Raw genomic sequence first — 14,882 nt, 5'->3', positions numbered from 1 at the left:
TTAACTTAAAGTCTTATCACTAATCACCTCATTTTCGAGTAGGGCTTCTATCACCACAGGTCGGACAAACCGTTCTATCTCAAAATAGCCCTTATTCTCTGCCACTATCCCCGAGCGTTTCATAGCATTGAGCATGCGGAATACATCCAGCTCATCCAAGTCGAGCAGGCGGCTGATATCTTTGGAAGTTAGGTGCTTGTGCAGCAGCAACTGCACCAATAAAATCACCCAACTGGCTGGGATTTTTTGGAAGACAGCTAGCGAAATAGGAGTAGGTTGCTCTATGTGCACCACGCCATTTTCCACCTTATAAATATTCCCAATCCACGACTGGAGGGCAACCCCCACATTCCCTTTCGAGAAATCGAAATACTTGGTAAACAAGCCTGCAATTTTCCATTTGGAAATTTGTCGTTCATCCACAGTATCGAGCTGAAACCTAAGTTGGCTTGAGCGATGTCTCAGCATAATCACGTTGCGAAGTTCCTCCGCATTGAGCGGGCGACAGCGAATAATTCGAATAAAACTCGACTCCAAATCCCGCATTTGGTTGATGAGCTTGAAGGTGTAAATATTGATATTTCCGATGAACAAGCACTTCTGTCCATAGCGATCTATCAACCGCTCCAACTCTTCTATCACTACCATGCCCCCTACCGAGCGTTCCCACCAAAGCTCCAAATCGTTGAGCACCAACACTGAGTTCTCTGGGATTTTAGTCATTATTTGGTCAATGGTTCCGCCTTTGCCCGTAGCCAGTTGGAGGGCAAGTGTGAAGCCCTCCAAAGAGATCGACCGCTCTTCTGGTGGATTTACCGTGAAGGAATGTTTTTTATCGAAAAAGCGCTGGGCGATAAACGATGAAAGGAAGGCCTTGCCCTCGCCAGGCTCGCCTGTCACCAAGATTCCGCCCGAGTTTCCTCTTCGGAATGCGTCAATAGCCTGCCCTGCCAATTGGAGTTCTTTTTCCCTTCCAAGCCACAGCTCCGTCCCACTTGCGTGTCCGCTCAAAAAGAGTTGTTTGTAGAAAAACGGAAGGCTGTCCAGTACCTCAGCTTTGGGCTGAAGTTTTCGCGAAATATCGATCAGTCCCGCCATCCACGAGCTGTCCCTATTTTCCTTCTTTTGGAAATTTCTAGCCGCCAAAACGCCCTCGCTGCGGCGGTAGCGCAAGTTTATCAGTTGCGATTCTATATTTTCACTTATAGACCTAAACAAGGTTTCTACATTGTAAAATACTTTTGATTGGGTCTGTGCCCGAAGGTTGCCCGAAAGGTTGTCGGCAAGCTTGATGACCGCATACGGGTTCAGCTTTTCGTATAAATCGTCCAAAAGCTCGTCCAGTTCTTCCAATCTTTCATTGAGCTTCGTTTCCAAAGATTCGGTCATGGTTTTCAGCCGATCTTTTTCTTCCTTCACCAAGCTTTTTACCTCTTTTCTTTTCTCCTCACTTTCCCACTCCTGCGACGTAGTATTTTCTACGCTAAATGTCGAAATCCTTACCGCATCGTTTATCACCTGCCCAGCTTCTACCAAGTCTTTCCCAAGTTGCTGGGGAAGCTTCGGCAGCTCGTCCACAAACTCGGTATTCACCAAGAAGTTCACCGTTTTGGCTGGGAAAATCTCCAAACTTTCCAACTCATTGAGCCACTCTTGTTCGCTACTACCAAGCGCCTCTATATCCAACACCACCAAGCTATTTGGCAACTGCTCTATTCCTTTCAAAATCTGCTCTACGCACTGCTGAATTGCACTTCGCTCTTGTAGCGCTAGCGGCATACTTTCCGAAGGGAAATCCGCCGTAGGCTGCTTAGCAGTGCTGATTTGGCGTTCCAGTTTTTGGAAAGCTTTTATGTACGGATCGTAGCTTTTTATGGTCTCCTGAAGGTTGTACTTCAAGCTATCTTTGAGTTTGCCAATTTCTCGCCCCACCAAATTGCTAAACCTCAGCAGGTGCAATTCTAAAATAAGGAAGTTAATACTGGCAATTTCATTTGCCTTCCAAGTCCCTGCCAAGCCATCGAACACATCGAGAAAAGCCTTGTCTTTTTTGGAAGGTTTCAAGCCTTTTTTCGTACGTTGGTTTGCCGTAAGGTCGTCTATATGTTCCGAAATCTGCTCGAAATATTTGAGGTTGTTGAGTAGCAACGTATTTCGATAAGAAATGAAACGCTCTCCATCTGCCTTTTTTATCGTCGTAAGCTTGCCAATACTCTGGTTGAGGAATTCCAGCGATGTATCGTCTGGTGAAAATTCTTCAGGGTTTAGTTTTTTGTTATAATCAAAAAGAGCTACTTGGATTTGGTGATAAAATCCGTTCGATTCAGCCATCATCTGCTCGCTCATTCGGCGCACGGAGCGCAGCCCTCGGCTGAGGTAAAACCCTGCCACCAGCTTGCGAAAACGCATTCTGTACGTCGCATCTTTTTTGAAAAGGCGATAGTTCAGTCGCTGCCCCAAACCAAATTTCCCCAACAGTTCTTTATTGGCATCTAGCTCCTCTTTGGAATAATGCACTTCTAGCGTATAAGGCAAGTTTTGCACAGGCGTCGCTATGCCACCTACCAAAGTTATTACATTTTCAAAAAAATCATTTTGCCTTTCAATATCTTCATCCCTCCTGCTTTCAAATACTTCTATCAGGCTTTGCAATGCTTCTTCCCTTGCGTTCAAGGCATCACTTACCAACGTAGGAGATTCATTTTTCACCAAGCGACTCAACTGGTTTTTCCCCTTTCTCAAGATTTTGACCACCTCGTCCACCAAACTGGCATTAAGCTGCAACATAGGGTCTATTCCCCTGTCCGATGCCGCCACTATTTGCCCCTGAGTAGCGTCAAAAAGCTGTTCCAATTCGGTGCGAGCTTTTACTTTTTGAGGCAAATTGGGTCGTTCTAAAAGTGGTAGCAACTTCTTGTCTTCCGAAATCTTTTTGGGTCGAACTACCTCTAGCGGAGCGGTTTTTATCTCCACATCACTGAAGCTTTCCGAAGCCCAACCAAACATCACCGAAGCATCTATTTGCGTCAGGGCATTGGTTTTGGCATATACTTCTGCTTCGTTCCCATTTTCTATTTTGGGCAAAGAAGTAATCACCAAACCTGCATCTTTTGACTCTTCTTGGATGAGTTTGTACAATTGGTCTTCGCCAAAAGGCAAGGTCACAATCTTTATCTCCAAGTTGAGCCTCATTTCCTCTAGCAAATTCCCGAGGTATTTGTACACCGTGGTGGTGTCGATTATCGGCTCGTTGGTATAAATTATCAGCCGCGCATCTGCCCTTTTCCAATCTATATTAGAAAGTAAAAATTTGTACGAAGTGAGGGCGAAGGTGATAAAATTCCCTTTTCCATCCCACCAAATATCTACCTCTTTTCTATCTTTAAACTGCTGCTCCTTATGGTAATTGAGCAGCAAAATGCTCATGCCCTGCTGCTGGAATTTGCCTAGTAATTGGGTAAACCGCACAGGTTCTTTGGTATGAGGCGCCCAGCCCATCAAGATCGTGTTCGGGTCTACGCCCGAAAACCCAAAAGTACTCGTGATGGTATCGATACCGTCATACACATTTTGGCAGGTGTGCGTACGGGTAAAAACGCCATCTTCACTGTTCGAATCTTTGCTTTCTTGGTGCAAATTCCTACTGATGACGGCGGTCGTTTTTTTATCTTCTATCAGCTCAAAGTTGGAGAGCAAGCCCAACTTGCCAATGGCTGCCGTTCCAAAATCCAACAGGTGTCGTCGGTCTTGCTGGCCCGCTCCACTAAACAGGATGATATTGGGTCGCCAGTTGCGGACTTGCGACTTTTGGAGGGAAAGCCTGCCCAAACCTACCCGAACAAGGGAAGCCCAAAAGCTGCTCCACGTATCGCCTGTAGAAAGGGTGAGTTCTTTTCTTTTGAGGTACAAATAGACCAAACCTAATAGAATAGTTGCCCCAATTAGTGCAACAATATCAAGCTGTATCATTACAATGAAACACGCCAGTGCTCCTATGATACTCACAAAACGAGGGATGCGAAACTCTGGTCGGAAATCAGAACTTGCCCAGCTTTCTATGGTGGCGCTCAGGTTCAAAAAGCCGTAAGTGGTGATAAAAAACATGGAAACCACTCGGGCAATGATATCCAATTCACCAATTAAGATACCTGCTTCGGCAATGATAAACGTAAGGATGACCGCATTCCTAGGCTCATTGGACGCCCCTACACCCTTGGCAAAAACCTTAGGCGTAATCTTATCCATCGCCGTCGCCTGTAAAATCCGTGGCGCACCTAAAATACTACCCAAGGCAGAAGAAAGTGTTGCTCCCCAAATTCCCGCTACTACTAATTCGGGGATAAGTGCGATCTCGGAAAGTACTTGCTTGTTTCCAAATAAGGCCTCAGGAGCTACAGTGTAGGAAAAGTAAAAAGACAACCCGACATACACCAACAAACCAACCACAATAGCTGCTATAGTCCCCATAGGGATAGATTTTTTTGGGTTTTCCAAATCTCCCGACATCGAAACCCCAGCCTCAAAACCTGTTACTGCAGGAAAGAAAATTCCAAAAAGCACTATAAAAGGAGCAGCATCGGCAATAGGCTCTAAGGTAGGCACTACGGGATGGAGATCATGGCTACCCAGCAGCACCGATATCAAACTCAGAATAATGGTGGTCATGATGATGTACTGCGAGCGGATAGCCAGCGAAGTACTGATGAACGTGACCGTAGTAACAATTACCAACACAATTGTCCCTGCAATCCTGATATTATTTTTGGTGACCTCAAAATCCCAGTAGCCCAAAAAGCTCTCGGAAAAACCGATGAGATACAAGCTGACGCTAAATGCGAGCCCTACAAAAAGCGCTAAACCAAGCGTACCGCCTATGGGCAAGCCCAAGCTTCGGGATATCATATAATAAGTACCCCCAGTTTTTACCTTCTTATCGGTAGCGATGGAGGCAACACTCAACCCTGTAGTAGCTGAAATAAGATGGGCAATGAACACAATGCCTAAGGTGGCATACAGCCCAGCCTGCCCAATAATCCAGGGCAACCTTAGGTACATGATCACACCCAAAATAGTGAGGATAGATGGGGTGAAAACTCCCCCAAATGTTCCGAATTTTCTTGCTTTAGCCATAGTTTGAAACTTGTTCAATATTTAGATGAACAGCCCTTGGAAGTAGTATTTTGTTTCGGTTCTTTATTGTTACGTTTGATACCTCAGAAAACCTAGTTTAGGGATGATAGTTTAAATATTAAAGTGAAGTTAGAAAAATAACCTTTTGGAGTTTTATTTTTTCCAGTCTCTGACCTTCTTCTTCACTGCCCATCTTAAAAATTTTCCATTACTTGAGTTCTCAAGCAGGTTTATAAAGAGCCTATTTTTTTGATCAAACAATATATACCAAGTTATACAATTTATAAACCTAAGCCTGTTTTTTTACGAAAACCCAAAAAACCTTACACGTATGATTTATTTTGTTTATATATCCGTTTCTCAGTGTATATAATGCAGTAAATTGCCTTAGAGGCAAATTAAGCTAGTTTGCCTTTATGTTACCAGAAGTTAATGTCATGTAATATTATTTATATAATTCATTACTTTTGTTTTATAGATAATTAAAAACTGAAAAACACAACATCAGAATCTGACCTAACAAAATACCTTTATCCGCAATTCTGGATGGGTAAAAACGACTAACTGGATTAAACTGAAGCTATAAAATTAAACTATCATGATGTTTATCAAATTAAGTACTCTTGTTTTGGCAAGCCTGCTCTTTCAGGTAACAGGTATTGGAGTTTCTGGGTCAGAAGGCGACAACAAAACGGTCCGAATAGAAGACGAGGCAGTTCGAATAGAAGATAATATAACTGAAACTATCTGGCATTATGTAGACGATGATATTTCGTACCAACTTCACTTTGCCGCAAATGGACAATTGTTCACCACACATCCTCACGATGTAACTCCTGACAACGATGTATGGAAACAATCTGAGGGCGTTATCCACTTTAGCTATAACAACAATTTTTCCGTGTATGAGGGCACAATGGTGCACGAAGGATTGATTGAGGGAACTGCTCGCAATAAAAACCACGAATGGAAATGGAAGGCTTACAGAGTTGATGTAAACTAATTTGCCTCCATCAAAGAAATTCAAAAGCCCGCTAGTCGGGCTTTTTTTGCCAAATAATAATGATGCGCCCACCTTACTATACGCTACCTCTCACTTTTTTTGGGAGCTTGAAGGAAAGAGAAGATCTGAAGCGCTGAAAGTAGATATTGAGGGAAACTTAAACTTGTACTGCACTGGATCAGGTGGAGTGGGTATTTTTGATGCCAAGGGAAAACACTACTTAGGAACTGTTTCATCTCCTGAAGTGGCTACCAATTGTGCATTTGGTGGGGAAGATGGAAAAACATTATTTGTTACTGCACAGCTGGGACTTTATAAATTAAAATTAGGGAAGAAGGAGTAATCCCTTAAAAACCTAGCCTGCCACAGCTATCATTACAGCGCAAATCGCAACCATAATCAACATAACTGCAAGAGCTAAAAAGCCATTTCCAGTTAAGGTTTTTCCTATTTGCCTCTTACGTTCCATCCTCACCACATTACGATCTTGAGGATTGGAATAAGGATTATATCCCCAGCGAAGACTCTTACCTTTTTTATTTATCTCCTCGTTTATCATCTCAAAATCATCACACAATTCCTCATCGCGCCTCAACTTTTCTTCAAAAGCATTTGCTTCTCTATTACTCATTTTTCCACTGAGGTACTTTTCTATTTGTACGATGTTTTCTAATGATAATTCTTCAATCGTTTTCATACTAAGGTGACTATAAATAAATATCGGTTTTTAACTATAACACCAAGACCTACATTTGGGTTTGTATGTTTAGTGCCAATTTTGACAATTCTTTTTGGGGTAAGAGTATTTTTAAAACTCCATGTAGGCATCCTCACTTTTTTCTCAAAAATATCATAGGGAGGAAATTGAATACATAGCTTGATTTCATTATATAGCAATATCCAATAAAATTTCGGTTTTTTCAAGAAAACACCTTCAACAATTTAAAAAAGCATGTCCGAAACAAAACCAAACTTTTATCCTGAATCCGAGCTGATATTAAATCCAGACGGCAGCATTTACCACCTAAACCTACTTCCTCACCAAATAGCTGATACTATTTTGACAGTTGGCGACCCCGATAGAGTTGGGATGGTAAGTAAGTATTTCAATGAGGTCGAATATAAAATTTCCAAGAGAGAATTTGTAACCCACACGGGCTACTATAGGGGCAAAAGGTTGAGCGTAATTTCCTCTGGAATAGGTACAGACAATGTTGAAATACTTATGCACGAATTAGATGCATTGGTAAATATCGACCTGTCTACTAGGCAAGACAGAGCCAAACATACAGCGCTCAATATCATCCGAATAGGCACTTCGGGAAGTATGCAAGCCTCTATCCCGTACGACAGCCACGTTGCCTCCAAGGCAGGGGTAGGGCTAGATACGCTCATGTGTTTTTATGAACTTGAACTAACCAAGGAGGAACAAGAAATAGGCAACGAACTACAAGAGCTAATAGGCTTGCCTTTTACTCCCTACTGCGTTCATAGTTCGGAAAAACTACTGGAAATAGTGGGGGAAGGTTTGGTAAAGGGCAACACCGTTACTAGCCCTGGCTTTTATGCCCCCCAAGGACGAAAGCTACGCTACGAGCTAAAGCTCCCTTGGCTAATGGACAACCTGAGCTCCTACAAAGAAGGAGATTTTGAGCTGAGCAACTTTGAAATGGAGACTTCTGCTTATTATGCGCTTGGTAGGATTTTGGGGCACGAAATGCTTTCTTGCAATGCCATTATTGCCAACAGGGCTACCCAAGAGTTTTCTCCAGACCCCAAAAAGGCAGTGGACGAATTGATAAAAAAAGTATTGGAACGCACACTTCTACTCTGATGGAAGTCTAAAATGAAATATAAAAAGGGCGAGATGCATCAGCACTCGCCCTTAGTTTTTTTTACAACTAAATTTATTGTTTTAATTCTATACAATCAACTATTATATATCTGCAAGCTTGAATGAAATAGGGATGACCATTCTTTGCTTCACAGCTTTACCTCTTTGTTTACCAGCTTTCCATTTAGGAGAGATTCTTAATACTCTTTCTGCTTCTTCATCACAGCCATAGCCAATACCCCTTATGGTTTTCACATCGGTGATAGTACCGTCTTTGTCTACCACAAACTGAACATATACTTTACCAGAAACCTGCATATTTAGTGCTTTTCTTGGGTATTTGAGGTTATCTCCTACGTATTGGTAAAAAGCTTTGATACCACCTTTAAACGCCGCACTCTCTTCTACTATCTCAAAAATCTCCTCAGCTTCTTCTTCTACTACAGGCTCCTCTTCTATTACCATTTGCACCTCTTCTACTATCGTTTCCTCATCGGCTTCCATATCCAAATCCACCTCAATTTCTTCTTGAATCTCTTCTTCGTTTGGAACTTCTACAATTTCAGGAGCCCTAACTTTTGGCGGTGGAGGGGGCTTTTGCTCTGTTGGGGGCACTTCCTGCATTTCATCAAAATCGATTCTTTCGCCAGTAAGCACCATTAGCTCTGCCTTGTCATAATCCTTGTATTCAAATAAGGCAAGTACAAACCCTAGAGAAAGGATAAGACCTAAGTTGAAAAATATGCCTCGGAACTTTCCAGTGTCAGCCCCTCGATATTTTTTTACCAAATGATTATTCACCTGCGCCTTGTTCATACTTAAGGCTTTATGAGCTTGTCTGTTGATGTAAAGCCTGAACAGGGCAATTATACCAACCACGAGTAAACCAAAGGCAACCACTGTGCCCGGTAACCCTATTGTGTTTAATATATTATTCATGGTTATTTTTGTTTTATATGGATAATGGCAACGTTTGTAATTGTTTTAATCAAATATATCTGCATAGCGGTAGCGAGAGTGATGATAGGGGTCACCACGAATGATGACTTTTGTCAACTTGAGAGTGTTTTTCCTTTTTTTTGATGATTATTAATTAAAAAAGCATAAGGAAGGTTGCTTCTATATAAATTTCATAAAAAATACATTTAAAATTTATATTATTATCAACGATTCCATCACTAGAAAGCATAAACACCTATGATTTATAGCATATCACAAGCCTTGCCGTATATAAAGTTTTATTGCCACTCAGCGTGGTGATGGGTAAGTCACAAAAATCAATTGACAATCTTTGAATATTGATCGTATATTCAGGTAATATTTCACTTTTGATGCGGTACACTAATGGAAAAGAAAGACGATAATTTCGAAAAAATGTTTAAAGCATTCACCAAAGAGTTTATCTCTAAAGGATTTGAGCAAGTAGGAAATACTGCTACCTCGTTTGGAAAACAGGGTATTGATGAGCTTACCGATCTTTTTGAAGAATTTAAGAAGAAGTGGGAAGGCGAAACCGAAGAGACGGTTGACGTAGATGTAACAGAAATCTCGAAAGAATTGGAGATCAAATACCTAAAAGAGCAGGTAGAGTTGTTGAAACAGCAACTAAAAGATAAAGATGAGCTAATAAAGCTATTGCAGAAGCAGGGGAAAAAGAAAAAGCAGGTATAGAAATCGGCGAACTAGTTTGTTTATCTAATTTAGAGACGGCGAGCTAGTTGAATATTTACCGAATCACCATGGTGGACTATATGTACAGGTAATTTCCCTTTCAATTCTTTTAAAAAATTATCGAGGGTACAGTAGTTGAATGATCCTGACAAGTGTAGATTTCTTACCAGTGTATCCGAGGTGATTTTTACATGGTAAAGGTGCTCAAGAGACTGGAATACACTTGCCAAGTCTGTATTATCAAAAACCATTTTTCCAGATTTCCACGCCAAGTAGTTAGGATCTTGGTGAGCAGCAACATTTATGTCCCCTTTATTTTTCATATAAACAGCACAATTCCCAGCTGCAACAGGAGCCGTATCTTTGAAAATACAAAAGTTTTGTAAGAGTACTTCCCCTTTATCCACCATCACTTGCACGTGGTCTACTTCTCTGTAAGAGCATATGCTAAATTCATCTCCTGCACTCTTTACCCTCGCAGTTTTTGTTTCCACTACAAAAGATGATTTGTAACCATCAGCAACCTCAAAATAAGCCTCTCCTTCCAATTCTACTTCCCTTTTGTTTTTGTTAAATCCCTTAGGGTAGGTAAGTGTAGAATGCTTATTTAGCGTAACTTTCGAACCATCGGGCAGGTTGACCTGCTCTACGTGTTGATTGCTTTCTATGATAACAAAAGCATCAACATCATTCTTATTAGAAAGAAAACTGAAAGCAGCAGCCAGTACAAAAAAGATAGCCAAAGAAGCAGCTATCGGTTTCCAATATATTTTTCGAGAACTTTTCTTCAAACGCTGATCCAAAGGCACTGCTATTTTTTGGGAAACTCCTTGCCACGCTTCGTCTATGTCGCACTGATGCATAAATTTTGAGCGAGGTACATAATCCATCAATCCCTTCAGCTCGTCGTTCAGCATTTCGTGCTCAGGATTGTTTTCTATTTGCTTCTCAAATGCAGCACGCTGCTCATCGCTATGCTTTCGGCACATAAAACTAATTATGGTCGTTGTTATGTCTTTCCCTACATTTTTCATGGCTATCTAAAATACTTGCCTTTATTCACAAGCAACTAGCTTTCTTCTTCGGTGGTGGATGTGTTTTTATTAATTGTGATATTAACGATTTGAAAAACGAAACTGTTTTGAGAAGCTCTCATTATATCATATAAAACCCTATTTCTGATCGATACAGGGCTATTTAATGTCAAGATATTATGAAGGAAAGCATAGAAATAGTGAGAATAACAGGGATATCAGCCTCCAATTGCTTATGTAATTTCTCCACAGCACTTGCTATTACCTTTTCTACTTCTGCTATTTCCATACCCTGCGTTTGGGCTATTTTTTCAAAAGAAACCCCTTCAAACCTATTCATGAGCAATAGATTTTTCTCGTTGGCAGGAAGGGAAGAGATAGCTTGAAAAACCCGGTGCTCTAACTCACATTCCTCTCTAAGATGGGGGTGATATTCTTTGTTGGCCAAAGCTTTGCTAGGTAAAAAAACAGAATTGGCATCGTGCTTATCTGCATTGAATGCCGCCCTGCAATAAAAATGGGTTTGCTGGAACAGGTACGTCCCCCAATCTACCTTCTGGGGAAGGCTTTCCCGCTCATCCCAAATACTCACAAACACGTGTTTTGCTATGCTTTCTGCCATTTTTTTGTTGTTGCACAGCTTTGTGGCATAGGTAACCAACTTCAAGTAGTTATTCCTAAAAAGCCTTTCTAAGGCATTTTTGTCATTTCTCCTCAGCTCTTGTACTATTTCTCTCAATGTCTTTTTAGGTTTATCCAACGCCAGTTCATTCTCTAATTATCCTGTTTAATGATAATTAATTCCCAATCACTCCATTTTGTTTAAAAAATCAGGGCTTACCCAGCACATTTGTAATAGAAAAAAGCAGAATTCAATGAGTGTTTTAAGTTAGAGAGGTTAAAAAGGGTCGCCATTATTTGGCGACTTTTTTTGCATAAAACAAAAGCCACGGTCGTTCATTAGTGAACGACCGTGGCTTTTGTTATAACCTAATACCCCAAACCTACAACAGAGTATAATTTACAAGCGAAAATTGATTTTTGCACTATCCGCCATTTGCTGAAACACCCCAAGTTCCTTTTTCAAAAATGGTTCTTCTAGCGGGTTTTCATCAGCAAACAAGGTTTTGATATGCGGCAACTCGATCAACTCCTTAGGGATACTCCCCAAATGATTGTGCGAAATCTTAAACTCCTTCAACTTTTTTAGCGCCACTACTCCCTGGGGAAAAGTAGTGAAATAATTGTTGTTTAAATGAAGCACTTTGAGGTGCTGAAGCCCAGTAATTCCCTCAGGCAAATAGCTCAGTTTGTTGTGATGGAGGTACAGCTGTTCTAGCTTGGAAAGCTTACCTACAGACTCCGGCACTTCCCTAAGCTGGTTGAAAGAAGCATAGAAAATCTTTAGGTTTTCCAAGTTGCCAATATTTTCTGGCAGGCTGGTGAGCTGGTTATGATACAAATCTACATCCTCTAACTTGGTAAGCGTAAAAACAGCAGAATCGATAGTTTTTAGTTGGTTTTCGTAAAATGACAGACTTGCTAAATTTGGGAGTTGGGCAAGTTGAGCCGGTGCATGTTCGATGTAATTTCGGGCAAGCTGGAGCTTTACCAGGTTGGGAAAACTAAAGACAAAATCAGGTATTTCTGTAAGCTCACATCTGATAATATTCAACCACTTCACCGACTTGCTTTCACTGATTTTTACCTTCCCTTCAAAATCACTATTTTCAAAAATAAGCTCTTCCAGTTTCTTGTTCCTTTTGATGTTCAGCTTTAGCCCCACTAGCGTTTGATTTTTGAAGGAAATAGAGCGAAGCTTTCGCGTTTTTGAAGTATTGCTAGGGACAAAGCCACTTGGATTATATGCCAGCTCAAGTTTCTTGAGGCTTCGTAATTTTCCCAACCGCAGCTTTTCCTCTACTTGGCTGTTGTAAATAGCAATCGTTTTTATCTTTCTGAGGGAGCGCCTACTCCTCGAAATATTCTTCACGGAGCTGTTGATAATCTCTAGCTCTTCCAGCTTGGAAAACTGACTGAGGTCTGGCAATGTCTTTTCAGGGTAGCGATCAATCGTGAGTTTTCGAATGTTTTTTGTTTCGCCCGATTGCAGAGCTTCTTCGTAGGTAACAAAACCTTTGGAGGGAATAATATCTTGCCAGCCCTTTGCCCGAAGCTCCCTTATTTGAGCCCAAAGAATATCTTTCTGATCAATCTTGCCTTCAGCCCTGCTTCTTCTTGACAGCTCCTTGTAAAGGCTGTCGAGCTTTATAGAGTCAGCAGGATTTTCAAAGGTAACTTCTCTTGAAAACCGCTGGGCAGTAGCCAAGCCAGAGGTGGAAAGCAATAGGATCAAACAAAAAAAGAAAGAGCTATTTTTCATATCTATGGAAGTTAAGTGATAGCATAAATATAAAACTAAATAATTAGTTATAAAACTTTTTATTTAGTTTAACAATGTTTTAACATAAAAACATCACACCTTCCTACAAAAAAGACACTCACTTTGAGGATCTCTACATTTTCTAACCTTTATTTTCTAAAACTTACCCTCCATAAGAAATGTGATAAATCACATTGTCCTGATCGTTGGAAACTCACCAACCAAGTCTATATAACACCAATCCCTTATCGAAACAACTTAGTTTCGGTTGCTAGGGAACTTTCCATTTTGCAGAAAAACAATGACAAGGCTGGTAAAAATCAAAGGCTCAACATATTATTTTACAAGACTATCATTTCCCTTTTTGTAATACTTTTTCAATCTGTGATTTTTCATAAAGTGGATCATATTTTCCATTTTGTTCAGTAGGTACGGGCGCTCCAGTTCTTTGTCGCCAGTTGTCAAGTTTGCCCAATAGTCTTTGGACTATTTCGGGGTTTTCCTCAGCCATATTTGTTGTTTCCCCTACATCAGTTTTCAGGTTGTAAAGCTCCAGCCCGCCATCTTCAAAATACTGGTGCAGCTTCCAATCCCCAGCGATAACCACCGAGCCTGGACGTGTCCTGAACAAAGGGTCTCTCCCCCCATCATCCTTTTTATTGTAAGCCTGCAAGTAGATAGGAAAGTGGAAATACACGTCTCTTTCCACATAAGAAGTATCCTGAAATTGCGGCACTAAACTTATTCCGTCGAGCATTTGAGCTTTTTTCTTCGGGTTGGCAAGCTCTTGCAAAGTGGCATAAAAATCTAGGTTGCTCACATTGCTGCCGTTCGTTGTTCCTTCTAGCACTTTGCCCGGCCAACGAATCACCAACGGCACACGAATCCCTCCCTCGTAATACGATCCTTTTCCCGCACGCAAAGGATTCTGATAAGAAATATCCCTAATCCCACCGTTGTCAGAGGTAAAGATGACCAAAGTGTTTTTGGAAAGACTTAGGGCTTCGAGCGCTTGGAAAATTCGCCCTACATTTTCATCCATGGCGCTCACCATCGCCCCAAAAGTTGGATTATCTTGCCCATCTACCCCAGTTTTGGGCTTATACTTTTCTACCAATTCTTCTTTACCCATAAGTGGCGTGTGCACAGTGTAAAAAGGGATATAGGCAAAAAAAGTAGTGTCTTTGTTATTCTCAAAGAAAGAAATAGCTTCTTGCGTCAGCCTATCAGTCAAGTATTCTCCTTCAGGCCCATTTTCTATAAAATCTATGTTATACGGAGCAAAATACCCCCCTTTCCCAGGGTTGCCTCTTCCACTCCCTCCTATATTATAGTCTATCCCTTGCTCATTTGGGTCTTCGCCCACATGCCACTTGCCAAAGCTACCGGTGACATACCCTGCCGACTTTAGCATTTGCGGGAGGGTGTAGATCGAGTCTTGCAGGTGTTTGGTGTTTTTGATTGGAATCAACTTACGGGTCTTCTCATTCCCCCTGTCCGATGGGCTTACGGTGTACACCCCATGCCTCGGCGTATTGAGCCCAGAAAGTAAGCAGGCCCTGCTAGGCGCACAGTTTGCCGCTCCCGCATACGCATTGGTAAATACCATCCCTTCCCGTGCAAAAGCATCAAGATGGGGCGTTTCGTAATAAGTACTTCCCATAAAGCCCACATCTTTCCAGCCGAGGTCATCAACGTTGATAAGAACAATATTGGGCAACTTTTCCGATTTTGGTGCGCTACCGCAAGAAACCAACAAGGGAAGAATGGTTAACATTAAACTAAAAATTCTCATCTGTTTTCAAAGGTTTTAGGAATGGTCTTCAG

At 41.4% G+C, this 14,882-nt stretch carries 11 protein-coding genes; 4 read left to right on the top strand and 7 right to left on the bottom strand.

All coding sequences use genetic code 11. From position 1 onward, the window contains the following. Entirely contained in the window at nucleotides 1–5,130 is a 5,130-nt protein-coding gene (locus R9C00_01200) for an amino acid permease (GenBank protein WPO36065.1), read from the bottom strand. Nucleotides 5,131–5,728: 598 nt separating this feature from the next. On the opposite strand from R9C00_01200, the gene R9C00_01195 reads away from it, so the two are divergent. Both R9C00_01195 and R9C00_01190 read left to right on the top strand, forming a co-directional pair. Next, nucleotides 5,729–6,133, top strand: coding sequence for a hypothetical protein (locus tag R9C00_01195; GenBank protein WPO36064.1), 405 nt, complete (start codon nucleotides 5,729–5,731; stop codon nucleotides 6,131–6,133). A 1-nt stretch (nucleotide 6,134) separates the two neighbouring features. Further along, nucleotides 6,135–6,476, top strand: a complete 342-nt coding sequence (locus R9C00_01190) for an SMP-30/gluconolactonase/LRE family protein (protein WPO36063.1) — start codon at nucleotides 6,135–6,137, stop codon at nucleotides 6,474–6,476. A gap of 12 nt (nucleotides 6,477–6,488) precedes the next feature. Here the strand turns inward: R9C00_01190 and R9C00_01185 are convergent, their stop codons facing one another. Next, nucleotides 6,489–6,830 (bottom strand): hypothetical protein, encoded by a 342-nt coding sequence (locus tag R9C00_01185; protein WPO36062.1) that lies wholly within the window; start codon nucleotides 6,828–6,830, stop codon nucleotides 6,489–6,491. A 255-nt stretch (nucleotides 6,831–7,085) separates the two neighbouring features. Between R9C00_01185 and R9C00_01180 the strand changes: the two genes are divergently transcribed. After that, nucleotides 7,086–7,967, top strand: coding sequence for a nucleoside phosphorylase (locus R9C00_01180; protein ID WPO36061.1), 882 nt, complete (start codon nucleotides 7,086–7,088; stop codon nucleotides 7,965–7,967). A gap of 102 nt (nucleotides 7,968–8,069) precedes the next feature. On the opposite strand, the gene R9C00_01175 is transcribed toward R9C00_01180, so the two are convergent. After that, nucleotides 8,070–8,906, bottom strand: coding sequence for an energy transducer TonB (locus R9C00_01175; protein ID WPO36060.1), 837 nt, complete (start codon nucleotides 8,904–8,906; stop codon nucleotides 8,070–8,072). A 405-nt stretch (nucleotides 8,907–9,311) separates the two neighbouring features. Between R9C00_01175 and R9C00_01170 the strand changes: the two genes are divergently transcribed. Continuing rightward, nucleotides 9,312–9,638 carry a hypothetical protein gene (locus R9C00_01170; GenBank protein ID WPO36059.1) on the top strand — a complete coding sequence of 109 codons (327 nt, stop codon included), beginning with the start codon at nucleotides 9,312–9,314 and terminating at the stop codon, nucleotides 9,636–9,638. Nucleotides 9,639–9,667: 29 nt separating this feature from the next. Here R9C00_01170 and R9C00_01165 read toward each other — a convergent pair whose 3' ends face one another. From R9C00_01165 to R9C00_01150, 4 genes are all read right to left on the bottom strand, one after another. After that, the gene (locus tag R9C00_01165) at nucleotides 9,668–10,627 is read right to left on the bottom strand and encodes a FecR domain-containing protein (GenBank protein ID WPO36058.1); all 960 of its coding nucleotides are present in this window, start codon (nucleotides 10,625–10,627) and stop codon (nucleotides 9,668–9,670) included. Nucleotides 10,628–10,841: 214 nt separating this feature from the next. After that, the gene (locus R9C00_01160) at nucleotides 10,842–11,411 is read right to left on the bottom strand and encodes a sigma-70 family RNA polymerase sigma factor (GenBank protein WPO36057.1); all 570 of its coding nucleotides are present in this window, start codon (nucleotides 11,409–11,411) and stop codon (nucleotides 10,842–10,844) included. 282 nt (nucleotides 11,412–11,693) lie between these two features. Beyond that, nucleotides 11,694–13,055, bottom strand: a complete 1,362-nt coding sequence (locus tag R9C00_01155; GenBank protein WPO36056.1) for a leucine-rich repeat domain-containing protein — start codon at nucleotides 13,053–13,055, stop codon at nucleotides 11,694–11,696. Between the two features lie 352 nt (nucleotides 13,056–13,407). Further along, nucleotides 13,408–14,850: a sulfatase gene (locus R9C00_01150; GenBank protein WPO36055.1), complete on the bottom strand. Its 1,443-nt coding sequence runs from the start codon at nucleotides 14,848–14,850 to the stop codon at nucleotides 13,408–13,410. Nucleotides 14,851–14,882: the final 32 nt, after the last annotated feature.

The organism is Flammeovirgaceae bacterium SG7u.111 (genome assembly GCA_034044135.1).
GTDB lineage: Bacteria > Bacteroidota > Bacteroidia > Cytophagales > Flammeovirgaceae.
Note: the sequence above shows the minus strand (reverse complement) of the source record. Positions and strands in the feature narration are given on the sequence as shown.